Below are 24,783 nucleotides of genomic sequence, written 5' to 3' on the forward strand. Positions count from 1 at the left end.
GGCGTCCGCCGAGCGCATGAGGAAGAGAAAGCGGCAGGCGTCCCTCCCCACCTCGTCGATGACCTCCCGTAGCGTCACGATGTCGCCGGAGCGCTTGGAGATGCGCACGACCTCGCCGCCGCGCTTGAGCGTGACGAGCTGGCCGATGATCACCTCCAGGCGTGACGGGTCGACGCCGAGTGCGGAGACAGCCGCCTTCAGCCGCGACACGTGCCCCTGGTGGTCGGCGCCCCAGATGTTGATGACGCGGTCGAAACCGCGGATGAGGAACTTGTCGTAGTGGTAGGCGATGTCGGAGGCGAAGTACGTGGGCACGCCCGTCGAGCGCACGAGCACGTTGTCCTTGTCCTCGCCCAGTTCGCTGCTCGCGAACCAGACCGCGCCTTCCTTTTCGGTCACGTGGCCGCGCTCGCGCAGGAGCCGCATCATCTGGTCGTAGCGGCTGTCGGGCCCGTAGAGGGTGGACTCGCGGAACCAGACGTCGAACGTAACACCCATCGCCGCCAGGTCGTCGCGGATCTTTTCCAGCATGCGCCTCAGCCCGATGTCGCTGAACTCGGGCGGTGGGTCGGGCGCGAACTCGTACGGCCCCACGAAGCGATCGCCGTACTCGTCACGGATTTCGTGCGCGAGGTCGATCACGTACTCGCCCGGGTAGCCGTCGGCGGGTATCTCGGCGTCTTTCCCGAACAGTTGCAGATAGCGCGCGTGCAGCGTGCGGGCGAAGATCTTCACCTGCGTCAGCATGTCGTTGACCAGGTATTCCTCCTCGACCCGGTATCCCGCGGCCTTCAGCGCGTTCGCCAGGGTGCTGCCTATGGAGGCCCAGCGGCCGTTCCCCACGTGCAGCGGGCCGGTCGGGTTAGCGCTCACGTACTCGACCTGGACCCTGCGGCCTTCGCCCAGCGGCACGTTGCCGTACGCTTCCCCTTCGCGCAGCACCGCCTCCGTCTGCTGCGCCAACCACTCCTCGTTGAGGCGGAAATTGATGAAACCGGGAGCCGCGACGCTCACCTCGCCTATTGCGGCGTGCGGCTTGATGTGGCGGGCAATGCTCTCCGCCACCGACATCGAGTCGACGCGGCCCGCCCGCGCCAGGCGGAGGGCGAGACTGGAAGCGTAGTCGCCGTGCTCCGGTCGTTGCGGCCGCTCGATCTCCACTTCGGGCAGGGCCACCGAGGGCAGGTCGCCCTGCTCGCGCGCCTCTTGAGCGGCTTCCGCCACCAGCCCAGCGATCTCTTGCTTGATCATGTTGTTGCCCTCATCAAAGCCTCGGACGAGGTCTAGCCTCGCCCCAACCCCGTATTATAAGCAAAGAAGCGGCAGCGGTGAATCAGGGGGACTTTTCCCTCCCCGGCTGCTCCCAGAACCGGTCCAGCACCATCCACTGTCCAGGGTCCATCCGCAGGTACTTCTCGATGTAGGCAACGACCTTTTGCGTGTTGGCCAGCGCGTCCGCGGCCTCGTTGCCCGTGCGCGTCATCTCGATGGGCGGCTCCGTGTACACCTCGAAGTGCTTCCCGTGCGTCCGCCGGCAGAACATGGGAATGAGCACGGCGTCCGTCCGCAGCGCGAGGTGGGCCGCGCCCACGGGCAGACGCACCTCGTGGCCGAGGAACGGCATCGGCACGCCCGTGCGCTGGATGTCGCGGTCGCAAAGAATTGAGACCGCCCTCCCTTCCGAGAGCCAGCGGAGCGCCTCTTTCATCGTCGAAAGGCTGACGGGGCGAAAGGTCTGCCCCTTGCTCTCGCGCAGACGGTGGATGAAATCGGAGAGCCGTTTCGGCTTGAGGGGTTCGGTGATTCCCAGCGCCCTTATGCCGATGGCGCCCGCGGCCTGCAACACGAGCTCCGGGTTGCCCAGGTGCGCGCTCGCCACGACGACGCCCCGTCCGGAACTGACGGCTTCGAGTACGTAGTGCAGGTTATGCGTCGTCAGGTTGTTCTCGTAGAACTTCGCCACGTTCAGCCGCGGCATCTGGAGGAGGTCGGCGTAGTAGAAGGCGAGGTTGCGGAAGGCCTCCTTCGCTTTCGCGCGCACCTGCGCGGGGTCGGTGTCGGGCCCCATTATCACCCTGATGTTCGCCTGGACGTTCCGTCGCAGCCGGGGGCGAAGGTAGTAGACGAGGGTCGCCGCGCGGGCAGCGATGAAGTAAGCGGCCGCGGTGGGGAGCCAGCCCAATAGCCGGTAAATGAGAACGAAGGCGAGGTACTTGAACATAGAGGCCGCGGCGACCTCAGGGTTCGGGCGCCAGGGCCCGCTCTCTCTGCGGTACCCTGGCCGACCGGTTCCAGAGGGGGTGGAAGATGAACCACTGGTCGGGATCGTGGCGGATGAGCCGCTCGAGCGACCACATGATCTGCTGCGTAAGGCGGCGGACGTCCTCCTCCTCGTCGCCCGTCTTCTCAAACGCGAAGTCGAAGTCGACAACCGGCCGGATCTTGTCCTCCTCGCCTCGCACTCGCAGGAGGACCGCCGGCATGACGCGGGCGCCCGTCCGCAGGGCGATGCGGGCGGGCCCTACCGGCACCTCCATCGGCGAGCCGAAGAAGTCGACTTTCGCTGTGCCGCCGGGCTCCGGCGCGTCGATGAGCAGGGCGAGGATCTCTCCCCGCCGCAGGGCGCGGATGATGCCGGGCCCCACCTTCTCCATCGGCGTCACTTTCATCCCCAGGTGCCGGCGCGACCCCTGCACGAGAGCGTTCATCTGCGGATAACGGAACGTCTCCGCTACCACGTTCACCGGGTAGCCGTAGGCGGCGAGTCCGGCCGCGCCCATGTCCCAGTTGCCGAAGTGTAGGGTTATGAAGATAACGCCCCGGCCCGCAGCCATCGCCTCGTCGATGCGCTCGATATGATCGAAGACGATGCGGCGCCGCACCTCTTCCGGAGTCGAGTCGAAGAAGTGGATGAAGTCGATCACGTACTTGCCAAAATTCCGGAACGAGCGGCGGGCGGCGAGGCTTATCTCCTTCTCGTTGTCCGTGTTCAGCACCCGCGCCATGGCGTCCTTGAGGGCGCGCCGCTGCTCCCGAAAGAACAGGTAGCAAATGTCGGCAATGATCCGGGCGAAAAAGTAACCAACTTTGGGAGGGAAGGGACGTGCCAGGACGATTATGAGTCGGAAGATCCAGTAGACAATCATGCTTCGCTCTGCGCGATAAACTCCTCTACCATTTCACGGGCGCGGTCGTCGGTGAACTGCTGCGGCGGCGACTTCATGAAGTACGCGGAAGGGGCAATGAGGGCCCCGGACATGCCCCTGTCGAGCGCCAGCTTGCAGCACCGTATGGCGTCGATCACCACACCGGCGGAATTGGGACTATCCCACACCTCGAGCTTGAGCTCCAGGTTCAGGGGCACGTCGCCGAAGGTCGTCCCTTCCATGCGAATGTGGCACCACTTGCGGTCCTGAAGCCAGGGGATGTAGTCGCTGGGCCCCACGTGGATGTTCTCTTCCGGCAGCTCGTAGTCGAGCTGTGAGGTGACAGCGCCCGTCTTTGATATCTTCTTCGACTCCAGCCGCTCCCTCTCTAGCATGTTGAGAAAGTCGGTGTTGCCGCCGAAGTTGATCTGGTACATGCGGTCGATGCGGACGCCGCGGTCGCGGAAGAGGCGCGTCAGGACGCGGTGGACGATCGTCGCGCCCACCTGCGACTTGATGTCGTCGCCGATGACGGGCAGCCCGCGGTCGGTGAACCGGCCCTGCCAGTACGGCTCTCGCGCGATGAAGACGGGAATGCAGTTGACAAAGCCGCAGCCGGCCGTGAGCACCTGCTCTACGTACCACTTCGTCGCTTCCTCTGAGCCGACGGGCAGATAGTTGATGACGACGTGCGTCTCCGTCCGGCGGAGTATGTCGACAATGTCGTCGGTCGGGCCCGGGGCCTTGCGGATGATCTGCGACAGGTACTTGCCGAGGCCGTCGTGCGTCATGCCGCGGTGGACGCGCACCCCCAGCTTGGGGACGTCGGCGAAGCGGTAGGTGTTGTTGGGGGGGGTGTAGATAGCTTCAGCGAGGTCTTTGCCCACCTTGTTGGCGTCGATGTCGAAGGCGGCCACGAACTCGATGTCGCTTATGGCGTAGCCGCCGAGCTCGGCGTGCATGATCCCGGGGATCACCGCGCCGGCCTTCGCTCCGCGGTAATAGGTGACGCCCTGAACGAGGGAGGAGGCGCAATTCCCTACGCCGATGATGGCAACGTTAATCTTGCCCAACCTTATCTCTCCTGATAAGCGTTCCAGTGGAGCGGGCAAAACCCGCTGCATTCTAGCAGTTGGCCTGTCTGAGCGGCAAGCTCTAATTCTAATGTAGCGCAATGGCCGCCGTTCGGCCAGTCTGCCGTCGGGCGCGTCGAGAGGTTGGCTCCGCCCGAAAAAAGGGGACAGCGACCCAGACGGTCGCCATCCCGGGGCGCTACAGAGGGACTACTGGCTTAGAGAAAGGAAGTCGTGCTGGCCGGCCTAGCCCTTGCCGATGCGATACATCTTCGTGCCGCAGACGGGGCACTCGCCCTTCGTCGCCGGCTTGCCGTTCTTCATCGTCACCTTCTGGGCGTTCTTCATCTCCCTCGTCTGTCGGCACTTTAGACAGTATGCCTGCATCCGATGTTACTCCCTTCTTAAGAACTGCGGGGTCTTACCCCCGCCCTTTCTCGGCGCCTTCGCCGTCACACCCAATGTTGCTTGCATGATAGCCGTTCCTGAGTCCGTGTCAAGAGATTTGGCCCCAATTGACCCCATTTGCCTCCACCAATACTTTTTCGGGCATCTGCCGTGGCTAGAGGGCGTGCTTGAAAGAATCTGCTGCATGTTTACATAAAAGGGTTGACAGTGCGGGGGGGGCAGTATCGTCCAAGTATTAACAGGCAAGGATATGGTAGGAAGTTTCATAACGCGCCGGCGCGGGCACACGACCCAAACGACGCAGGCGATGAAGCGTGAATAACGGCCTTCTTCCTCCGGTCGCTTTCGAGGGCCGTCTGGTCAAGCTGCGACCCGTCGTTCGCGATGACTACCCGCTGATCTTTACGTGGAGGATCGACGCCTACTCCGAACCGGGCTGGCAATGTGTACGTACGAATGTACAACGGATATACCAGCGGATCGCACACGCTCTACGATACGAAGATCGCTTGGACCGACGGCAGTGAGATCAGCAGCGCATGTTCCCAGAAGGTGAATATTCCTGTGGGCGGCGCCCCCAAACAGTGCAATTTCCCACGTACAGGAGGCGGCGTCGTCAGGACGTAGGCGAGCCCCCTGGGCCCGAGCGCTGATTACGTATATGCCGACGTAGCCTTCGGGCCGTGACAGAGAGACTCCTTCGCTGATCAGGCGAGGAGGAAGGAGATCAAGATGAGACGGATAGCCATCACCGCCGTCCTGACGGTCCTGGCTGCTGTGGCACTCTACCCCCGGCTAGCCGGACGATGTGCAGAGGCTCTGCTTTTGAGTGGCGAGACTCCTGAGGCCTCAGCAACGGTCGTGAGTGCCCCCGTTCCCCCGGTGAGCGGCGGTGACGGGGCGCTGCCCGCCAGCGGCGCGCCTCAATCAGAGCGTGGCTTGGGCTGGGCGCCGTCAGCGGCCGTCGGCGTACTGGGCCTGTCGGCCGTGCTGATGGTCGCGTGGGCAGTCTCCGGGCGGTCGGGTAGACGGAGTCACGAGCGCTAGTTCAGGGTTGGCGGTCACTGGGGCGGGCGTCAAGGCGGGCGGAACACCTTTTCCGGCCGCCAAACGAAGCCAGCGCCCTCGTAGCGCAGGAGCGCGACGAGCAGTCCGTCCTGCGAATAAGCGCGGCACAGCGTGCCTTCGGCAACCGACGCGGCCCTCGTGGCGTCAAGCGGCGTCAGCTCGACGGCGCGTCCGTGGGCCGCCCATTCGCGCGTCTCCTCGCCGAGGATTGCGGCGTATCTGTCCAGTAGCGCGCAGTCGAGCGCATAAAGGAGCTCCTCCCACGTTGCGTCCTCGAAGGCCTGCTGTAGCTCACCCATCGTGATGGAGCAGCGCGCTTCGAACGGCCCTACCGCCAGGCGGACGAGGTGTTCCAGGTGCGCCCCGCAGCCCAGACGCTCCCCCAGGTCGAACGCGAGTGTGCGCAGGTAAACGCCGCGCCCCGATTCCACCTCGATGGTCACGATAGGCGGCTCGAACGCCAGGAGCGATATCGAGTAGACGCGCACCTGCCGCGGCTGCGCCTGCGCCGGCTTCCCCGACCGCCCCAGCCGGTAGAGCGGCGTCCCTTCGTGCTTCACGGCGCTGAACGCGGGCGGTATCTGGCTGATCTCGCCGGCGAACGAAGGAAGGACGTCTTCCACCATCTGTCGCGTCACGCCCGAGGGGTCGCCTGTGCGCACGACCTCGCCCTCGCCGTCGTACGTATCAGTGACGATGCCGAGGCGGATGCGCGCGCGGTACCGCTTGCCAGCGTCGAGCAGGTACTCGACGATACGTGTGGCGCGGCCGATGCATACGGGAAGGACGCCCTCGGCCGTCGGATCGAGCGTTCCTGCGTGGCCGACGCGCCGCGCCCTCGTGCGACGCCGCACCACGCGCACGACGTCGAAAGACGTCCACCCGGGCGGCTTGTAGACGTTGAGTATGCCGTCGGCGCTCAACCCGGGCCCTTCTCCTGCTCCTCAACCTCCCGCAGCAGGTCGAGCACGTGGGCGCCCTGTTCGAGGGAGTCGTCGCGGCGGAAGCTGAGCCGGGGCGTGCGGCGCAGGGACAGGCGGCGGCTGAGCTCGTGGCGCATGAAGGCGGCGGCGGCCTCCAAGCCCTTCAGCGTCTCTTCCCGCTCTTCCTCGCTCCCCAGCACGCTGACGAACACCTTTGCGTGGGCGAGGTCGGCGGACGTTTCAACGTGGGTTACGGTGATCAGTCCGCCCAGACGGGGATCCTTTACCTGGCGGCGCAGGAGGTAGCTTATCTCCTCGCGGAACTGGTCGTTGAGACGTTCGATGCGCCTGCTCATGATGAGGCTCTTTCAGGTGGAGGCTTCCTGTGGGAGGAACGACGGCGCCCGGTCAGGAGACGCGCTCGCGCCGGTAGAAGGAGAGAACGTCTCCTTCCTGGAAGTCGTGGAAGTCGCTGAGGCCGATGCCGCACTCGTAGCCTGCCTGCACTTCGCGCACGTCATCTTTGAACCGCTTCAAGCTTGCGACCGTGCTGCGCGCGATCACTTCTCCCTCACGCTCCACGTTGGCGAGAGCGCCGCGCGTAACCGTACCGTCGCGCACGTAGCATCCGGCGATGTTGCCGACGCGGCTAATCTTGAATACCCGGCGCACCTCCGCGTGACCCTCGACGACGTCCCTGTACACGGGCTCGTGCAGCCCTTTCAGCGCCTTTTCGATGTCCTCCACCAGCTCGTAGATGACGCTGTAGAGATGCACGACAATGCCTTCGTTCTCCGCCAGGCGCCGCGCGCCCGGCTCCGGCCGCGTGTTGAAGCCGACGACAATGGCGTTCGAAGCAAGCGCCAGGTTAATATCGGACTCTGTGATGCTGCCCGATGCGGCGTGGATGACGTTCACCCGCACCTGCTCCGTGCTCAGGCGCTCCAGCGAGTCGCGTATCGGCTCGATGCTCCCCTGGACGTCGGTCTTCAAGACGACGTTGAGCTCCTTGACCTTGCCGGCGCTTATCTCACCGAAGAGCGTCTCCAGGCTGACCGCCCGTTGCTCTCGCAGGGCGGCGGCCTCGCGCTGACGCTGGCGTTCCTGCACCACCGCCCGCGCCGTCTTCTCGTCCGGCACTACGGTGACCACCTCTCCGGCCTGCGGTACGGCGCTCAGCCCCAGCACCTTTGCCGGGGAGCCCGGCCCCGCCGATTTGATGTGGCGGCCGTGCTCGTTGAACATTGCTTTTATCTTGCCGTAAGTCTCGCCGATGATTATCGAGTCGCCCTGCTTCAGCGTTCCCGTCTGCACGAGGACGGTAGCCATCGCGCCCCTGGTCGTGTCGAGACCTGCCTCGACGACGACGCCCCGCGCCGGCCGATCGGGGTTAGCCTTCAAATCGGCCACCTCGGCGACCACGAGGATGTTCGCCAGAAGATCGGGAATGCCTTCCCGTGTCTTCGCCGATACGGGCACGCAGATGACGTCGCCGCCCCATTCCTCCAGCATCAGGCCATGCTCCGCGAGCTGCTGCTTGACGCGGTCGGGGTTTGCGCCCGGCAGGTCGATCTTGTTCAGCGCCACAACGATGGGGACGCCCGCCGCCTTCGCGTGTGAGATCGCCTCTATCGTCTGCGGCATAACGCCGTCGTCCGCCGCGACAACGAGGACGGCGATATCGGCGACCTTGCCGCCGCGCGCCCGCATGGCTGTGAACGCTTCGTGGCCGGGGGTGTCGAGGAAAGTGATCCGCTGGCCATCGACCGTAACCTGGTAGGCGCCGATGTGCTGGGTCATGCCGCCGGCCTCTTCGGCGGTGATGTTGCTCTCGCGGATGACGTCGAGGAGGCTTGTCTTGCCGTGGTCGACGTGGCCCATGATGGTGACGACGGCCGGCCGCGGTTGCAGGTTGCCTTCCTCCTCTTCGCCGACAACCTTCTCCGCCTCCTCCAGCGCTCCGCGGACCTCCGGCGGTTCCGCCGCGGCTGCCGGCTCCGGCTCGAAGCCGAGGTCGTGCACGATGATCGCCGCCGTATCGTAGTCGATCACCTGGTTGATGCTGGCCATGATCCCATTCTTGATGAGCTCTTTGATGACCTCGATCGGCGACATGCCGACAAGGTCACTGAGCTCCTTCACGGTCAGAGTGCGTGGGATCTCGACCGTCTTCTGGCCGTTCCCTGAGGGGGCGGTCGATTTCGTTGTGGCGCGGGAGCCGCGGGTCTCCTTGTTCATGTCGTGCTCAGGATGCCTTCTCGCCCGGTTCCGGCTTCAGGAACTCGTCGGCGTACGCCTTGAGGGCCTCTCTGTCCGCTTCCTGGAGCCGAACGCGAAGAGCCTTTCCCAGTCTTTCTTTCTTAAGCGCTTCTTGCCAGCACTCGTAGCGCCGGCAGAGGTACGCGCCCCGTCCTGCCTTCTTCCCCGTCTCGTCGACCTCGACGTTCCCCGCCGGTGTGCGGACGAGCCGTATGAGGCCGCGCTTGACGGATATTTCGCGGCAGCTCACGCAGGTGCGCAGGGGCGCAGCCTTCTTCTCCACCGTCTGTGCTACTCTTCCCATTCGTCGAGTTCTTCGTCGTAAAGGGGCCGGCGGCTCTTCTTCTGCCGCTTCACGCGGGCGGCTTCCGCTTCCTTTTCGGTCTCCGCCCCTTTGCGGCCCTTGACACGTTTCTTGCCGGCGGGAGCGGGACGAAGCAGCTCTTCCGCAAAGCGGATGTGCGGCTTCGCTTCGGCGGGGGCAGGCACCTCAGCGATTGGCGCTTCGGCCTCTGCCTCGGCGGCGGCCGGCTCCGCCTCCTCTTCCGCCCGAGCGGCGGCGAGCACCGCTTCTTCCTCCGGCGTGAGGGGCCGTTCTTCTTCTGCAGGGGCTTCTGCTCGCTGCGCCTCGGCTTCGGCGACGGCGGCTGCAGGGGCCGTCTTCGCGGCTTTCTTGGGAGCGGGCGCCGCTTCCGCCTCAGCCTCCGGCGCGACCTCTTGCTGCGCAATCGACTCGCTGCGGATGTCGATCCGCCAGCCTGTCAGCTTGGCCGCCAGGCGGGCGTTCTGCCCTTCCTTGCCGATGGCGAGTGAGAGCTGCCGGTCAGGCACGATCACCGAAGCTGTGTTCTCGGCCTCGTTCACGCTGACCCTGACCACCTGGGCCGGGCTGAGGGCGTTGGCGACAAAGCGGGCGGGATCGGGGTCCCACTGCACGACGTCGATCCGCTCGCCGCCCAGCTCGTTCACGATGTTCTGTATGCGGATCCCCCGCAGGCCCACGCACGCTCCCACGGGGTCGATCCCCTCCTGCGACGACCACACGGCCACCTTGCTGCGGTAGCCGGCCTCGCGCGCGATAGAGCGCAGTTCTACGGTGCCCTTGAAGATCTCCGGCACCTCTAGCTCGAACAGGCGGCGCAGGAGGTTCTTGTGCGTCCTGGAGACGGTGACCTGCGGCCCCTTGTTCGACTTGAAGACTTCCAGCAGGTACAGCTTCAGACGCTGTCCCGGCCGGTAGTGCTCCGTCTTCACCTGCTCCTGCGGCGGGAGCACCGCCTCCGCCTTCCCAAGATCGATGATCACGTTCTTGCCCTCGAAGCGCTGCACGATGCCGGAGACGATGTCGCTCTCCTTGCCCGAGTACTCCTCGAACACGAGCTCGCGCTCCGCCTCCCGCAGACGCTGGAGGACGACCTGCTTCGCCGTCTGGGCGGCGATGCGGCCGCCGTCCGTGGGCTTCGTCTCGAACTCGATGACGTCGCCGACGACGGCGTCGGGCTTGAACTTGCGCGCCTCCTCGACGGTCAGCTCGATGCGGGGGTCGGTCACCTCCGCCGCCACCGTCTTCTGGTTGAAGACGCGCACGGCGCCCGTCTCGCGGTCAATGCGGACGACGACGTTGCTGACGGCCGTCTGGTCCTTCTTGTAAGCGGAGGCCAGCGCCGATTCCACCGCCTCGAGCACCATCTCACGGGGCAGGTTCTTCTCCGCCGCCAGTTGCGTTATTGCCATTAAGAAGTCGCTTTTCATACCAGACAAGAACCCCTTGACCTCCGGCTCACCCGTCCGGTCAATAAAAAAGTGGGTTCCACCCACTCCCGAAGAGTTTCCAAGTCTGAGGCTAATATATCACTTCAGAGGTGCGTTTGCAAGGGTCGAGGGGCTAAAATGCGCCTGGGCGGGAGCGCCTTGAGGGGTGACGAGAGAAGGCCGAAAGGCGTTTTTTGTATGAGGCGTGTATGAAGTTTCTCGGCTTTGGCTGGCGTAAGGAACAGCTGCGGGCCCGCTTCTATCCGGCGGATTTCCGCGGGATGTACAGGCGCTTCGAGGACGCGATACGCGAGCTCAGCGAGGGCGCCGCGCTCGTGCTGGACGCCGGGTGCGGCAGCGGGCGCGTCTTCCGCTACGAGACGGCCGCGGGCGCGCGCGTCGTCGGCGTGGACGTGACATCGGAGCTGCGCGGCAACCCCAACATCGGCGACGGCGTGCGCGGCGACGTGACGTCGCTCCCCTTCCGCGACGCCGCGTTCGATCTCGTGCTGTCGAGCCACATGATCGAGCATCTCCGCGAGCCGGAGCGGGCGTTTCGCGAGATGGCGCGGGTGCTGCGAGGGGGCGGCCGCCTGCTGCTGCTCACGCCGAACCGCTTCCACTACGTGCCGCTCGTCGCGTCGATGTTGCCGCAGCGCCTGCACGTGAAGATAAACCGCTCGCGGGGCGTCGATGCGCAGGACGTCTTTCCGACGCTCTACCGCGCGAACACGCCGGGAAAGCTGCGGCGTCTGCTGGAGGGGGCGGGGCTGACGGTTGAGCGTCTGGAGCGCTTCGAGACGGAGCCGGAGTACCTGGCGTTTCATCCGCTGGCGTACGCGGTAGGGGTGGGGTACGAGCGGTTGGTCAACCGGTTCGGCTTCCTGGCGGCGCTGCGCGTCAACCTCGTCGCCGTCGCCCGCAAAGACTAACGTTGGCTGGTTGGCGGGTGGCCGTGTCGTTCACGGCGCGGGGATAGTAATGCCTCCAATGCGCAGCCTAAGTCTCGCTACGATTGCGGTCGGCAATGGCGGCAACGGCAGAAGAGAGTGGAACGAGCGACGATTCCGTCTCCCGGCGACTCCTCAACTCCACGCTGTCTTTCGCGAGCGTGCGCGGACTGACCGTCACCCGCAGCGGCATCCCCAGCAGGTCGGCGTCGTTGAACTTGACCCCCGGCGACTCCTCGCGGTCATCGTACAGCACCTCGACCCCCGCCGCCTGGAGGTCGGCGTACAGCTTCTCGGCGGCCTCGCGGACCGGTGGCGTCTCCACGTTCAGCGCCACCAGGTGTACGTGGTAGGGCGCCACGCTCGCCGGCCAGATGATGCCCTTATCGTCGTGGTTCGCTTCGATCACTGTGGCAAGCAGCCGCTCGACTCCGATGCCGTAGCAGCCCATGACGACAGGCCGCGCCTTCCCCTCGCTGTCGAGGAACGTCGCGCCGAGCTTGTCGCTGTAGACTGTGCCCAGCTTGAAGATGTGCCCCATCTCGATGGCGCGGTGCAACTCGAGCGGCGTGCCGCAGCGGGCGCAGGCGTCGCCCGCCCGGGCGAGGGCGATGTCGCGGACGACGTCGGCCCGCCAATCGCGGTCGTAGTTAAGGTTGCGGAGGTGGGTGTCGGGCTTGTTGGCGCCGCCCACGAGGTTCGGCGAGTCGAGGACGGAATCGTCAGCGACCACTTTCACGCCGCGCAACTCCGCGGGCGACGCCGACCCCGCGACCAGGCCCGCCTCCTGGACCTCGCGGTCGTCCATCAGGCGCAGCTCGCCGCCGCCGAGAGCGTTGCGCAGCTTCGTCTCGTTCACTTCGAGGTCGCCGCGTATGGCGACGAAGACAGGCTGCCCGTCGGAGGCGTAGAAGACCGCCTTGAGCGTCTTCTCGCGCGGGATGCCGAGGAATTGCACAAGGTCGTCTATCGTTTTCTGGCCGGGCGTGGCGATCTCCTCCACGGGCAGCGGCTCTTCCGGCTCCACGCGTTGCTTCTGGAAGTCGGCCCGCTCCGTGTTCGCCGCGTAGCCGCACTCAGGGCAGATGAGGACGGAGTCCTCGCCCACGGGCGTCAGGTGCATGAACTCCTGATTATCGCGCCCGCCGATGGGGCCGGGGTCGGCCTCGACGACGACCGTGGGCACGCCGCAGCGGTCGAATATGCGCTTGTAGGCGCGCAGCATCTTCTCGTAGCTGACGTCGAGGCCGGCGTCGTCGGCGTCGAAGCTGTAGAGGTCTTTCATCGTGAACTCGCGCGTCCGCATGAGACCGCCACGGGGGCGCGGCTCGTCGCGGAATTTCGTCTGCATCTGGTAGACGAGCACCGGCAGGTCGCGGTAGCTCTGCACCAATCGCTTGAACAGGTCGACCACCACCTCCTCGTGGGTCGGCCCGAGGGCGAGCTCGCGCTCGCGGCGGTCCCGCAGCGTGAACAGTATCTGGCCGAACGCTTCCCGTCGGCCCGACTCCTCCCACATGTCGAGCGGCTGGAGGGCGGGCAACATCACCTCCTGGCCGCCGGCGGCGTCCATCTCCTCGCGGATGATCTGACGTATCTTCAGCAAAGCGCGCCAGCCGAGGGGGAGGTAGCTGTAAACGCCGGCCGTGAGTTGCTGGATCAGCCCTGCCCGAAGAAGGAGCTGGTGGTTCGGCGTCTCGGCCTCAGCGGGGACGTGACGAAGCGTCTTGCTGAAGAGGTGGCTCATGCGCATAGGGCATCCTCAATTCGGGGGCTTTTTTCGAGAATAGAGCACGAGCGAGGGTGGGTCAATGGCGGGCCGCATCGCGCCGGCCCGGCGTGCGGGCAAGATGCCGCCCCATACTGAACCGGCGAAGGTCGCGGGGGAACGTTTTCAGTGGAGGTCCCTCAGCCGGAGGTGGCCCCAGTAGACCGTGGCGATTGTAAAGAGAAGCCCGCCCATGAACGCGATTGGCATGCTGATGAGCAGGCTCCTGTCGTCCGTGAACCCGAGCGCGGGGACCAGCAGGCCGCCCACTATGCCTCCAACGATGGACAGCGGCAGCGTCAGCAGGACGTCCTGCCCGTGGTGAACGACGGCAAGCACAAGCCATGGGAGCACGCCGATGCCCGCCCAGAGGAGAAGGAGTATGGCGATGGCGAAGGCGTCGAAGTTCACGACTCACCCTCCGGTGAGGAACTTCTCTCCCTCCTCGATGAGGGCCGCGAGAAAGTCCCTTTCCTCCACGGTCCGCACTATCTCTCCCCGCCTGAATATCACGCCTCGTTCTTTGCCCCCGGCGAGCCCCACATCCGCCTGTCGCGCTTCGCCGGGGCCGTTGACGACGCAGCCCATAACGGCAACCGTTATCGGCTTGCCGAGCTTGCGGAAGTGTTCCTCAACCCGCTCCGCCAGCGGTATGAGGTCGATCTCAGCGCGGCCGCAGGTGGGGCAGGCGATGACCGTCGCGCCACGGCGCCGCAGCCCCAGCGCGCTGAGTATCTCCCAACAGACGGGTATCTCCTGCGTCGGATCGGCGGCGAGGGAGACACGGATCGTGTCGCCGATGCCCTCGGCCAGCAGTATGCCGATGCCGACGGCGCTGCGGACGGCGCCCGCCGCCGGCGTGCCCGCCTCCGTCACGCCGAGGTGGAACGGGTAGGGGACCTTCGGGGCGAGCAGACGGTTGGCCTCCACCATCGTGGGGACGTCGAACGCCTTGAGCGAGACCTTAATCAGGTCGAAGTCCATCTCTTCGAGGAGGCGTATTTCCCACAACGCCGCCGCGACCATCCGCTCGGCGGTGGAGGGCGGCAGTTCGCCGTCTTGGAGCGGAGGCAAAGGCGGCAGGCTGCCGGCGTTCACCCCCACGCGGATGGGCGCGCCGCGCGCCTTCGCTTCTCGCGCTATCTGGCGCACCTTCTCGGGGTCGCGTATGTTCCCCGGGTTCAAGCGCAGTGCGTGCACACCGGCGCGCAGCGCTGCCAGCGCCAGGCGGGAGTCGAAGTGGATATCGGCGACGAGCGGCACCGGGGTATGACGCACGATCTCGGGCAGGGCGTCCGCCGCGCGACGGTCAGGCACCGCCACGCGGACGATCTCGCAGCCCAACTCGGCGAGATCGTATATCTGGCGCAGGGTCGAAGCGGAGTCCTCCGTCCTCGTGTTCGTCATCGATTGGACGACAATGGGCGCCCCACCGCCCACCGTCACGTCGCCGATGTGTACTGCTTTGCTGGGCCTGCGCGCCGTCAACGGAAGAAACTCTCGCCCCTTATGATGCGCACGATATCAAAGTAACTGATGACCACAAAGAGCGTCATGAAGAAGACCAGCCCGATCAGGTGCACCAGCGCCTCCCGCTGGGGCGCGATGCGCCGGCCGCGACGCAGTATTTCGAGCAGCACGAAGACGATGCGTCCGCCGTCGAGCATGGGCAGAGGGAGTATGTTTATCACCGCCAGGTTGATGCTGAGGAGCGCCGCCAGGTCGGTAAGCGACTTCCATCCCGCTTCCTTCACCACCTCACCCGTTGCCTGGGCGATGCCCACCGGGCCCGCCACCTGCGGGCTGCTCGCGCCCTTGATCCAGGCGATCACCTCGTTGCGGGCGAGCTTCAGGGCGTCGAAGGACGCGCGCCAGCCCAGTGGCACGGCCTTCCATGGCGGGTACGATTGCATCTCCGTGAACGGGTACTGGGGCGCTATCTGAATGCCCGTCGGCCCCTGGCCCTCGGGCGGCGCCCATCGCGCCCTGACCCGCAGGTCAACGAACTCGCGGCCCCGCTTCACCGTCATCGTCATCGTCTCGCCCAGGTTAAGCCGGATGTTGTAGCTGGCCTCCTGCGTGTTCTTGATCTCTCGCCCGTTTATCTCGTAGATGATGTCGCCGGTCTGCAACCCCGCTTCCTCTGCCGGCGACCCGGCCACGACCTCGTTTATGATGGGCCGCCCGACCGAGACCTCCCTGGGGATCATGTAAGCGACACTGAACAGGACGATGGCGAGCACGAAGTTCATCAACGCCCCCGCCGAAAGGACGATGATGCGCACCGGCCGCGACTTGGCGGCGAGGCTGGCGGGATCGGAGGGGTCTTCCTCGCCGAGCAGGCGCACGAAGCCGCCGAGGGGCAGGGCGTTGACCGAGTACTCCGTGTCGCCGCGCTTCACGGCGGCGAGACGCGGCGGGAAGCCTACGCCGAACTCGAGCACGCGCACGCCGAACAGCTTCGCGGCGGTGAAGTGCCCGATCTCGTGCACGAGTATCAGCAGCACGATGATGAAGAAGAAGGGCACGAATGAATTGATAATGTCGCTCACGTCTTCGCTCTCACAAGGTCGTCGGCCTGCTTCCGCGCCCAGGCGTCGGCCTCAAGCACCTCGCTCAGGTCCGGCTCCGCCACGGGCTCGTGCCTGTCCAGAGTCTCCTGGATTACCGACGCAATTTCCATGAAGCCGATGCGTCCGGCCAGGAAGTGCCCGACTGCCACCTCATCGGCGGCGGTGAGCACGGCTGGACAGGTGCCGCCTCGATGCCCCGCCTCGAGCGCCAGGGCAAGGCAGGGGAACCGCTTGAGATCGAGCTGCTCGAAGTGGAGCGCTCCCACCTGCTTGAGGTCGAGATGCGGCAGCGAGGGCATAGGGAGACGCTCGGAGTAAGAGAGGGCGTACTGTATGGGCAGCCGCATGTCGGGCAGCCCGAGTTGCGCCTTAAGGGAGCCGTCCGCGAACTCCACCAACGAGTGGACGATGCTCTCGCGATGCATCACTACTTCAATCCTCTCGAAAGGCACGCCGAAGAGCCAGTGCGCCTCTATGGCCTCCAGCCCCTTGTTCAGCAGCGTCGCCGAATCGATGGTTATCTTGCGCCCCATGCGCCAGGTCGGGTGCCGCAGCGCCTCTTCCGGCGTGACCCGTCGCAGCTCTTCCAGGCTCTTGTCCCTGAAAGCTCCCCCAGAAGCGGTGAGAATGATCCGGCTGACGTCGGAGTGCTTCTCGCCGCGCAAGCACTGCCAGATCGCGCTGTGCTCGCTATCGACAGGACGTATCTCGCCGCTGCCCTCGGCCATCGCCTGCATGACGAGCTTCCCCGCCATGACAAGCGCCTCCTTATTGGCCAGCGCCACGCTCTTGCCCGCGCGCAGCGCCGCCAGCGTCGGGAAGAGGCCGGCCTTGCCGGATGTGGCCGCCACCACGATGTCCACCTCGGGGTGGACCGCCATCTCCTCCAGCGAGGCCCATTGGGCGCCTCTAAAGGCTATAACGCCCCCGGGCGCCGGTTCGTTTCCGCTGTGGCAGATGAGACGGGGCGAAAACTCCCGCGCCTGCTCTTCGAGGAGTGTGACGTTCCGCCCCGCAGCGAGGGCGATGATACGGAAACGATGACGCAGCCCTCGCACCACGTCGAGGGCCTGACGTCCGATGGATCCCGTGGAGCCGAGTACCGCGAGGCCTTTTACGGAAGTACCCACGTCAAGTAATAGTATACCACCACGACCGTCAGCAGGACGCTATCGAGCCGGTCCATCAGGCCGCCGTGGCCGGGTATGAGGTGGCTCGCCTCCTTGATCTCCATACTCCGCTTCAGCTTCGACTCGACGAGGTCGCCGAGCTGGGCGGCGAGCGGCAGCAGCAGCGCAAGGGGAATGATGAGCGCGGCCTCCTTGCGCAGCCCCAGGAAGTAGTTGAAGAGGAGGACGGCGGCCAGGCCGGCGGCAAACCCGAAAAACGCCCCCTCGACCGTCTTGCCCGGGCTGACGGACGGCGCGAGCGCCCTCCGGCCGAAGGCGCGCCCGCCGAAGTAGGCGGCGGTGTCGGTGGCGAAGACGGAGAAGACCGTCAGGTACACCCAGTCGCGCCCGTCGTCGAGGTCGCGCAGCAGCACGAGGTGGCTCCCCAGCCAGCCGAGGTAGAGCACGGCGCCGGCGGTCCAGAACCAGTCCGTGAGCGCCGTCGGGGTGTCGCTCGTGAACGTGATCCAGAGGAGCGGGATGACGACGAGGCCCGTGACTACCCACGTCATCCAGTCGAGGCCGAGGTGCGCGGCGACGGCCAGGAAAGCGGATAGTCCGGCGCTCAGGACGGCGAGCGGTTGGAGCCAGGTGCCGCGGGCGTTGTGGAACTCGAGCGTGGCGACGAGGAGGATGAGGGCGACGACGGAGGCATACCACCATTCGCCGGCCCAGATGAGCAGGACAATCAGCGGCAAGGCGACGATTGCGCTAGCGACCCGCAGCTTCAGCATGCGTCCTGCCTCCTGAGTTTCCCGGCTGCTCTCTGCCGGGCGCATCCCTTCGTCTAGCCGACGCCGCCGAAGCGCCGTTCGCGGCGGGCGTACTCCTGCAGCGCCTTCTCCATCTCCTCCGGCCCGAAGTCCGGCCAGTAGACAGGCGTCGAATAATACTCGGCGTATGCTGCCTGCCAGACGAGGAAGTTGGAGAGCCGCATCTCGCCTGCGGTGCGGATGACGAGGTCGGGGTCGGGCAGACCGGCCGTGTACAGGCGGGCGGCGAACGCGTCCTCGTCGATCTCCTCCGGCGAGAGCCCTTCGGCGGCGATCCGCCGCGCGGCGTCAACGATCTCGGCACGCCCACCGTAGTCGAACGCCACCGCCACCGTCATCCGCGTATTGTCCTTCGTCAGGTCGACGGCATCCAGCACCTGCTTTCGCAGCTCGGGCGAAAGGTGCTCGAGGCTGCCGAGGTGGACGAGCCGGACGCCCTTCTCATGCAACTCGCGTATTTCCCGCTTGATTACCGTTCCCAGCAGACGGAGGAGGGCGCGGACCTCGGCCCGGGGGCGCCGCCAGTTCTCTGTGGAGAAGGCGTAGAGGGTCAGGTAACGGACGCCGCGGTTACCCAGGTAGTCGATGATACGGCGGATGTTTTCCGTGCCGGCGCGGTGTCCCGCCTGGCGCGACAAGCCGCGTTCCTTCGCCCAGCGGCCGTTGCCGTCCATGATGATGGCGACATGATTCGGAAGCTTCATTGGCACCGGCATGTGACGGGACCGCCGCGCGATGGCGGCGGCAAGACGGCATTGCGCTCCCGGTCGAAAAGCAAGATTCGCGGCGCGCCGGACGCGGAGGTGCAGGGGGCGAAGCCCTCTGCCGGGGGGTTGGGGCGGTGCCCCGTCAAACTGAGATGGGGAGGCCGCGAGCCGCCCTTTCTGGAAGGGGCGTGCGACGTGGCCGGCACATCGATCGGCTTTTTCAGCGATCTCCCGATATTCACCGGCCCGGAGGAATGCGCCCGAAGCATCATGAGGCGAAGAACGTACACGGATCTAGATCTCCAGCAGCTCCGCTTCCTTCTCTTTACCCAGCTTGTCTATGTCCTGGATGTAGCGGTCGGTGAGCTTCTGCAACTGCTCCTGCGCCCGCCTGTCCTCGTCTTCCGACACCTTCTTTTCCTTGTCGAGCAGCCGCAGCTCCTCGACCGAGTGCCGGCGGACGTTGCGGACGGCCACCCGGCCTTCTTCCACCTTCTTGTGCACCACTTTCACCAGCTCCTTCCGCCGCTCTTCCGTAAGCTGGGGGATGGCGAGCCGGATGCTGTGGCCGTCGTTGATGGGGTTGAGCCCGAGGTCCGACTTCTGGATCGCTTTCTCGATTGCCCCCAGCGCTTGCCGGTCCCATGGCTGGATGGTGATGAGACGCGGCTCGGGCGCGGTTATGGTGGCAAGCTGATTAAGGGGAAGAGTGCTGTCGTAATAGTCCACCTTGAGCTGCTCGACCAGGCCCGGCCGCGCGCGACCGGTACGGATGGAGTCCAGCTCTCGCTGGAGCACGCTCACGGCGTTCTTCATGCGTCGTTCCGCTTCGGCAAGCGTCTCGTCTATCATCGGCGTCGTACCTCTTTCGAGAAGGAGTTGCGACTAAGAGGCCGCGTCGGCGAACGACGTCGGCCGGCTGCTGATAACCGTTCCCATCTCCTCGCCGCAAACGGCGCGGACTATGCTGTCTCGCTGCGTCAGGTCGAAGACGATGACGGGGAGGTCGCTTTCCATGCATAGCGCCAGGGCGGTGCTGTCCATGACGCGCAGTCTGCGGGCGAGGGCGTCGGCGTAGCTGAGCGCCGCGAAGCGACGCGCCCCCGCAGTCTGCGCCGGGTCCGCCTCGTATACGCCGTCGACCTTGTTCTTCGTCATCAGGAGGACGTCGGCGCCGATCTCCACCGCGCGCAGGGCGGCCGCCGTATCGGTTGTCATAAAGGGGTTGCCCGTGCCTCCGGCGAAGATGACGACCCGCCCCTTTTCGAGATGGCGTATCGCCCGCCGGCGGATGTAAGGTTCGGCGACCCGCTGCATGCTTATCGCCGACTGTGTCCGGACGTCGAGGCCGGTCTGTTCCAGCGCGTCCTGGAGCGCGAGGGCGTTGATGACCGTCGCCAGCATGCCGGCGTAGTCGGCGGTCGCGCGGTCCATCCCCTGCTCGCTCTGGCTGAGACGGATCCCCCGCAGGATGTTCCCGGCGCCGATGACGACGGCGATTTGAGAGCAGTTGTTGTGGGCGGCCCGGATCTTCTCGGCGGTGGCGGCGAGCGTGGGAGGGTCTATGCCAAACCGGCCCTCGCCGGCGAGGGCCTCACCGCTTAGCTTGAGGAGGACCCGCTTGTAGACCGCCCCGGCCATGCTGGGCTAATTTCCAAGCTCGAACCGCGCGAACCGACGCACCCTGATGTTTTCGCCCGTCTTGGCAATGACGTCGTTAACGATGTCCTGCACCTTTCGGGACGGATCGCGGATGAAGGGCTGGAGGAGAAGGCAGGCCTCTTCGAGAGGGCTGTCCGCTTCCGTGGGAAGGTCTTCTTCGGTGACGGCGAGGGGTGCCTGGGCGGCGACCTGCATCGCCAGGTCACGGGCCAGCGTCTTAAAGTCGTCCGTGCGCGCCACGAAGTCGGTCTCGCAGTTGACCTCGACCATCGCCCCGATGCGGCCGCCGGCATGGATGTAGCACTCGACGAGCCCCTGGCCGGTGACGCGGTGCGCCTTCCGTTCGGCGACGCTCAGTCCGCGCTCGCGGAGAATCGCGATGGCCTTCTCCTGATCGCCGCCCGCCTCAGTCAGCGCCTTCTTGCACTCCATCACGCCCGCGCCGGTCTTCTCACGCAGCGCCTTTACGTCGGCCGCAGATACGTTCGCCTGTGTCATCGTCTCTATCTTTCCTCTTCCGTTGGGGTCTCTGCCTCGGGAGTCTCCGCGCTGGTGGTGGTCTCTTCCGGCGCTGCTTCCTCCTCGCCTGCTTCCTCTCCCCGCTCCTCGGGGCCCGGCTCCTCGGGGGAGACGCTGTACGTCTGCCCGGCGAGCACCTCCGCCTCCTCTGGGGTGTACTCTCGCAGCGCCAGCCCCTCGAGCACGGCGTCGGCGATGCGCGACGTGACGAGCCGCACGGCGCGGATCGCGTCGTCGTTCGAGGGGATAGGGTACTCTATTTCGTCGGGGTTGCCGTTGGTGTCGACCATGGCAACGATGGGGATGCCCACGCGGCGCGCTTCCGCCACGGCGATGCGCTCGGCCGTGGTGTCGACGATGAACAGAGCGCCGGGAAGCTGGGTCATCTCCTTGATGCCGCCGAAGTGCCGGTTCAGCCGCTCGATCTCCTTGTCGATCTTCAGCACTTCCTTCTTCGGGAGGCGGTCGTATTCGCCGCGGGCCTTAGCGTCCTCCAGCCGCACCAGGTGGTCAATGCGGCTCTGAATAGTGCCGAAATTGGTGAGCGTGCCGCCGAGCCAGCGGTTATTGACGTACGGCATGCTGCAACGCCGGGCCTCGCTCTCGATGGAGTCCTGCGCCTGGCGCTTCGTGCCCACGAAGAGCAGCGTCTGCCCGCCGGCGACGACGTCGCGGACGAAGTCGTAGGCGCGCTGCAGGTACTGGACGGTCTGCTGGAGGTCGATGATGTGGATGCCGTTCCGTTCGGTGAATATGAACTGGCGCATCCGGGGGTCCCAGCGCTGGGTCTGATGACCGAAGTGGACGCCGGCCTCGAGAAGGGATTTCATGCTCACTGGTGCTGCCAATGGTCCTCCTGCGAATGCGGGAAATGCGCTAACTGCAATAACCCGCCCGCTTTCTATTCGTAGCGGGCGAGCCAACTCACTATAGCATAGGGCGCTATCGCCAGGCAACGGTGCGCGCTCCCCCGGGCCTCTTGTGCCCCCTTCGGGTTGCCTCTTAAGCTTATTCTAGTCTAAAGTAATATCTAGGTAAGCACTTCGGAGGTCTCCCTTGCCGACGTATGAGTATCGCTGTACCCAGTGCAGCCATCAGTTCGAGAAGCGAGAGGGCTTCGACGCCCCCTCTCTCCAAACTTGTCCCCAGTGCGGCAGCGAAGCACGACGCGTGCTGTACCCGCCGCCCATACTCTTCAAGGCCCAGGGCTTCTACGTGACCGATAACCGCAGGCCTTCGCCCGTCGGCTCGTCCGCCCCGGAAGTCGAGTCGGTGACGGCTGTGGAGACGAAGAAGGAGCCGGCAGCCGAAAAGCCCGGAGGCGACGGCGCCAAGGCGTCGGAGGCGGCCGCGGGGTAAGAGCCGTTGAAGGCGGTCATCCAACGGGTAACCCGCGCTTCTGTTTCGGTCGACGGCGAGAGCCTCGGCCAGATCGGCGCCGGCCTGGTGGCGCTTGTCGGCGTCGCCCAAGACGACACCCCGGAAGACGCCCGCCGCCTGGCGGAGAAGACGGCCGAGCTTCGCATCTTCAGCGATCCCGAGGGCCGCTTCAACCTGTCGCTGCTCGATACAGGTGGGCAAGCGCTCGTCGTCAGCCAGTTCACCCTCCTCGCCGATTCCCGCAAAGGGCGGCGCCCCAGCTTCACGCGCGCCGCCGCGCCTGAGATCGCGCGGCCCCTCGTCGAGCGGTACGAGGCGGCGCTGCGCGAGAGGGGGATAACGGTTGTTAGTGGCCGCTTCGCCGCCCACATGATGGTCGAGCTGGTGAACGACGGCCCCGTCACGATCATCCTCGACACCGCCGATCTCGAGAGGCCGCGCCGCGGCTAGACCCCTTCCGCGCACGTCTGTATACTGTCGAAAAACGCTCGCATGCAAGGGGCTGTGACGACGATGCGGGGCAGAGTGTTGCGCGTTCTCCTTCTCGGGCTCTCCGTTCCAGCCGTTATCGCCGTCCTCGTCTTCTTCCTCGTGTCGTGGTCCGATGCGACAGACGAAGACGCTTCTCCGCAAGAACCGCAGGCAGCGGCGGCGCCCGACTGGGACGTGACGGAAGCCCAGGCGGAGATCTTCCTCTACGAGGTGGTGGCGGCGAGAGAGGCGACGCGCCTCGCTCCCACGCCCACGCCCGAGCCGACTCCCACGCCCGTGCCGTCGCCGTTCGAGATCGCGCAGGCCGAGCTGCCGTACGCGGTCCCGCCTCCCAACGTGGCCTACGGGCCTGAGGAGCGCTGGATCGGGGTCAATGTCACTACGCAACGGGCGTATGCCTTCGTGGGCGGCAAGGCAGTCTACGTGGCTCTGGTGACGACAGGCATGCCCGGCTACGAGACGCCGCTGGGCGAGTTCCGCATCAACTACCGCAAGGAGAAGGACATCATGGACTCGGAGACCATGGGTGTCCCTCACGACGACCCCGAGGGCTACTACCTGGAGGACGTGTACTTCGCGCAGTATTTCGCCCCCGGGTATGCGTTGCACTCCAACTACTGGCGCCCGATAAGCTACTTTGGTAACGTTGCCTCCAGCCACGGTTGCGTGGGCATGCTTTACGACGACGCCAGGTTCTTCTGGGACTTCGCGACCTACGGGACACGCATCGTGGTCTACCGGTAAGCGGTGGGGGCAAACAGCTTGCAAGTGGAGAGGGAGCACGTGAACAAGGTCTACGCAACCGCCGTTGAAGCCATCGCCGACGTCGAGGACGGCGCCGTTATCATGTTCGGCGGCTTCGGTTCCGCCGGCAGCCCCACCAACCTCATCCTCGCCCTCGCCGAGAAAGGCGTCAAAGACCTCACAGCCATCTCCAACAACATCGGCCTCGGCGACAAGCTCGATGTCCTTGTGCAGAACAAGCAACTTAAGAAATTCATCGGCTCGTTCCCCATTCGCGCCACCACGAATCGCCGCGACTGGCTCTTCGAAGCGTTCAAAGCGGGCGAGGTCGAGGTCGAGGTCGTGCCGCAGGGGACGCTCGCCGAGCGCATGCGCGCTGCCGGGGCCGGCATCGGCGGGTTCTACACGCCGACGGGCGTGGGCACCGTCGTCGCCGAGGGCAAAGAGGAGCGCGTGATCGACGGCGTGCGCTACCTGCTCGAATACCCTCTGCGCGCCGATTTCGCCTTCATCAAGGCCTATAAGGCCGACACGCTGGGCAACCTGGTCTACCGCATGTCGACGCGCAACTTTAACCCCGTTATGGCGACAGCCGCCCGCGTCACTATCGTGGACACGGAGGAAATCGTCCAGCCCGGCGAGCTGGACCCTGAGGCGGTCGTAACGCCGGGCGTATTCGTCGACCGCATTGTGAAAGGCCCCAAGCATGACCTCCATGGGTTTGAGTAGGGAGCTCATCGCCCTGCGCGTCGCCCGCGAGCTGCGCGACGGCATGGTCGTTAACCTGGGCATCGGCATCCCCACGCTCGTCTCCGACTTCATTCCCCCCGGCGTTACCGTCATCTTCCAGGCCGAGAACGGCATCCTCGGCTACGGCCCGACGACCGCCGACGAGAGCGAGATCGACTGGGACCTCATAAACGCCGGCGGCCAGCCCGTCCTCCTGCTGCCCGGCGCCTGCTTCTTCCACAGCGCCGACTCCTTTGCCATGATCCGCGGCGGCCACATCGACCTCAGCGTGCTCGGGGGTCTCCAGGTCTCGGAGAAGGGCGACCTCGCGAACTGGATGGTTCCCGCGCGCGGCACCGGCAGCATCGGCGGGGCGATGGACCTGGCGGTTGGCGCGCGACGCCTCATCGTCGCCATGGAGCACACGACGAAGACGGGCGAACCGCGCATTGTGAAGGAGTGCACCTACCCCCTGACGGCGGTCAACGTCGTCGACCTCATCGTCACCAACCTCGCCGCCATCGAAGTGCGGCCCGAGGGTCTCGTCGTCACCGAGCTGGCGCACGGCGTCTCGTTCGACCTCGTGCAGTCGCTGAGCGAGCCCTCGCTCATACCGTCACCGGACCTCCGCGAGATGGAGCTGTAGCCGCGGTTGACCACCGTGGCAAGCCAGACGCAGCACTAGCCG

At 65.6% G+C, this 24,783-nt stretch carries 27 protein-coding genes; 6 read left to right on the plus strand and 21 right to left on the minus strand.

The annotated features are described in order from the left end of the window. The 10 genes from QME71_10150 to nusA all read right to left on the minus strand — a co-directional run. A partial coding sequence (locus QME71_10150; protein ID MDI6858662.1) for an arginine--tRNA ligase occupies positions 1-1,251 on the minus strand: 1,251 nt, incomplete at its 3' end. Positions 1,252-1,333: 82 nt separating this feature from the next. Next, complete coding sequence (locus tag QME71_10155) at positions 1,334-2,221, minus strand: lysophospholipid acyltransferase family protein (GenBank protein MDI6858663.1); 888 nt, start codon at positions 2,219-2,221, stop codon at positions 1,334-1,336. Positions 2,222-2,237: 16 nt separating this feature from the next. Next, positions 2,238-3,146: a lysophospholipid acyltransferase family protein gene (locus tag QME71_10160; protein MDI6858664.1), complete on the minus strand. Its 909-nt coding sequence runs from the start codon at positions 3,144-3,146 to the stop codon at positions 2,238-2,240. Continuing rightward, positions 3,143-4,219 carry an inositol-3-phosphate synthase gene (locus QME71_10165; protein ID MDI6858665.1) on the minus strand — a complete coding sequence of 359 codons (1,077 nt, stop codon included), beginning with the start codon at positions 4,217-4,219 and terminating at the stop codon, positions 3,143-3,145. Before QME71_10165 ends, QME71_10160 begins: the two co-directional genes overlap by 4 nt. Positions 4,220-4,465: 246 nt before the next feature. Further along, positions 4,466-4,606 carry a DUF5679 domain-containing protein gene (locus QME71_10170; protein ID MDI6858666.1) on the minus strand — a complete coding sequence of 47 codons (141 nt, stop codon included), beginning with the start codon at positions 4,604-4,606 and terminating at the stop codon, positions 4,466-4,468. A 1,097-nt stretch (positions 4,607-5,703) separates the two neighbouring features. Further along, positions 5,704-6,618, minus strand: a complete 915-nt coding sequence (truB, locus tag QME71_10175) for a tRNA pseudouridine(55) synthase TruB (protein MDI6858667.1) — start codon at positions 6,616-6,618, stop codon at positions 5,704-5,706. Next, on the minus strand, positions 6,615-6,974 hold the full coding sequence (gene rbfA, locus QME71_10180) for a 30S ribosome-binding factor RbfA (protein MDI6858668.1): 360 nt from the start codon (positions 6,972-6,974) through the stop codon (positions 6,615-6,617). The genes truB and rbfA overlap by 4 nt, the downstream gene beginning before the upstream one ends. A gap of 52 nt (positions 6,975-7,026) precedes the next feature. Then, on the minus strand, positions 7,027-8,856 hold the full coding sequence (gene infB / locus QME71_10185; protein MDI6858669.1) for a translation initiation factor IF-2: 1,830 nt from the start codon (positions 8,854-8,856) through the stop codon (positions 7,027-7,029). A gap of 7 nt (positions 8,857-8,863) precedes the next feature. Further along, on the minus strand, positions 8,864-9,181 hold the full coding sequence (locus QME71_10190; GenBank protein MDI6858670.1) for a YlxR family protein: 318 nt from the start codon (positions 9,179-9,181) through the stop codon (positions 8,864-8,866). After that, positions 9,169-10,611 carry a transcription termination factor NusA gene (gene nusA, locus QME71_10195; protein MDI6858671.1) on the minus strand — a complete coding sequence of 481 codons (1,443 nt, stop codon included), beginning with the start codon at positions 10,609-10,611 and terminating at the stop codon, positions 9,169-9,171. Before nusA ends, QME71_10190 begins: the two co-directional genes overlap by 13 nt. A gap of 227 nt (positions 10,612-10,838) precedes the next feature. Here nusA and QME71_10200 point away from each other — a divergent pair, with 227 nt between their 5' ends. Next, positions 10,839-11,561 carry a class I SAM-dependent methyltransferase gene (locus tag QME71_10200; GenBank protein MDI6858672.1) on the plus strand — a complete coding sequence of 241 codons (723 nt, stop codon included), beginning with the start codon at positions 10,839-10,841 and terminating at the stop codon, positions 11,559-11,561. Positions 11,562-11,628: 67 nt separating this feature from the next. On the opposite strand, the gene QME71_10205 is transcribed toward QME71_10200, so the two are convergent. The 11 genes from QME71_10205 to rpsB all read right to left on the minus strand — a co-directional run bounded on the left by QME71_10205 (position 11,629) and on the right by rpsB (position 21,580). Next, positions 11,629-13,332: a proline--tRNA ligase gene (locus QME71_10205; protein MDI6858673.1), complete on the minus strand. Its 1,704-nt coding sequence runs from the start codon at positions 13,330-13,332 to the stop codon at positions 11,629-11,631. 141 nt (positions 13,333-13,473) lie between these two features. Beyond that, positions 13,474-13,758 (minus strand): hypothetical protein, encoded by a 285-nt coding sequence (locus QME71_10210; GenBank protein MDI6858674.1) that lies wholly within the window; start codon positions 13,756-13,758, stop codon positions 13,474-13,476. Positions 13,759-13,761: 3 nt separating this feature from the next. After that, positions 13,762-14,835 (minus strand): flavodoxin-dependent (E)-4-hydroxy-3-methylbut-2-enyl-diphosphate synthase, encoded by a 1,074-nt coding sequence (ispG, locus tag QME71_10215; protein MDI6858675.1) that lies wholly within the window; start codon positions 14,833-14,835, stop codon positions 13,762-13,764. After that, the gene (locus QME71_10220) at positions 14,832-15,899 is read right to left on the minus strand and encodes a M50 family metallopeptidase (protein MDI6858676.1); all 1,068 of its coding nucleotides are present in this window, start codon (positions 15,897-15,899) and stop codon (positions 14,832-14,834) included. The genes ispG and QME71_10220 overlap by 4 nt, the downstream gene beginning before the upstream one ends. After that, entirely contained in the window at positions 15,896-17,050 is a 1,155-nt protein-coding gene (locus QME71_10225; protein ID MDI6858677.1) for a 1-deoxy-D-xylulose-5-phosphate reductoisomerase, read from the minus strand. Before QME71_10225 ends, QME71_10220 begins: the two co-directional genes overlap by 4 nt. Continuing rightward, complete coding sequence (locus QME71_10230; protein ID MDI6858678.1) at positions 17,035-17,823, minus strand: phosphatidate cytidylyltransferase; 789 nt, start codon at positions 17,821-17,823, stop codon at positions 17,035-17,037. The genes QME71_10225 and QME71_10230 overlap by 16 nt, the downstream gene beginning before the upstream one ends. 53 nt (positions 17,824-17,876) lie before the next feature. Continuing rightward, positions 17,877-18,566, minus strand: coding sequence for a polyprenyl diphosphate synthase (gene uppS / locus QME71_10235; GenBank protein ID MDI6858679.1), 690 nt, complete (start codon positions 18,564-18,566; stop codon positions 17,877-17,879). A 297-nt stretch (positions 18,567-18,863) separates the two neighbouring features. Beyond that, positions 18,864-19,421 carry a ribosome recycling factor gene (gene frr / locus QME71_10240; GenBank protein MDI6858680.1) on the minus strand — a complete coding sequence of 186 codons (558 nt, stop codon included), beginning with the start codon at positions 19,419-19,421 and terminating at the stop codon, positions 18,864-18,866. A 33-nt stretch (positions 19,422-19,454) separates the two neighbouring features. Beyond that, positions 19,455-20,210 (minus strand): UMP kinase, encoded by a 756-nt coding sequence (gene pyrH / locus QME71_10245; protein MDI6858681.1) that lies wholly within the window; start codon positions 20,208-20,210, stop codon positions 19,455-19,457. A 6-nt stretch (positions 20,211-20,216) separates the two neighbouring features. After that, a complete protein-coding gene (gene tsf / locus QME71_10250; protein MDI6858682.1) occupies positions 20,217-20,729 on the minus strand; it encodes a translation elongation factor Ts in 513 nt (170 codons plus the stop codon). 5 nt (positions 20,730-20,734) lie between these two features. Continuing rightward, positions 20,735-21,580: a 30S ribosomal protein S2 gene (gene rpsB, locus QME71_10255; protein ID MDI6858683.1), complete on the minus strand. Its 846-nt coding sequence runs from the start codon at positions 21,578-21,580 to the stop codon at positions 20,735-20,737. A gap of 226 nt (positions 21,581-21,806) precedes the next feature. On the opposite strand from rpsB, the gene QME71_10260 reads away from it, so the two are divergent. From QME71_10260 to QME71_10280, 5 genes are all read left to right on the plus strand, one after another. Then, the gene (locus QME71_10260; GenBank protein ID MDI6858684.1) at positions 21,807-22,109 is read left to right on the plus strand and encodes a zinc ribbon domain-containing protein; all 303 of its coding nucleotides are present in this window, start codon (positions 21,807-21,809) and stop codon (positions 22,107-22,109) included. A 6-nt stretch (positions 22,110-22,115) separates the two neighbouring features. After that, positions 22,116-22,580 carry a D-aminoacyl-tRNA deacylase gene (gene dtd, locus QME71_10265; protein ID MDI6858685.1) on the plus strand — a complete coding sequence of 155 codons (465 nt, stop codon included), beginning with the start codon at positions 22,116-22,118 and terminating at the stop codon, positions 22,578-22,580. Between the two features lie 63 nt (positions 22,581-22,643). Continuing rightward, a complete protein-coding gene (locus QME71_10270; protein MDI6858686.1) occupies positions 22,644-23,366 on the plus strand; it encodes a L,D-transpeptidase in 723 nt (240 codons plus the stop codon). 39 nt (positions 23,367-23,405) lie between these two features. Next, complete coding sequence (locus QME71_10275) at positions 23,406-24,095, plus strand: CoA transferase subunit A (GenBank protein ID MDI6858687.1); 690 nt, start codon at positions 23,406-23,408, stop codon at positions 24,093-24,095. After that, complete coding sequence (locus QME71_10280) at positions 24,082-24,741, plus strand: 3-oxoacid CoA-transferase subunit B (GenBank protein ID MDI6858688.1); 660 nt, start codon at positions 24,082-24,084, stop codon at positions 24,739-24,741. The genes QME71_10275 and QME71_10280 overlap by 14 nt, the downstream gene beginning before the upstream one ends. Positions 24,742-24,783: the final 42 nt, after the last annotated feature.

This window comes from Dehalococcoidia bacterium, from assembly GCA_030018455.1.
GTDB lineage: Bacteria > Chloroflexota > Dehalococcoidia > DSTF01 > JALHUB01 > JASEFU01.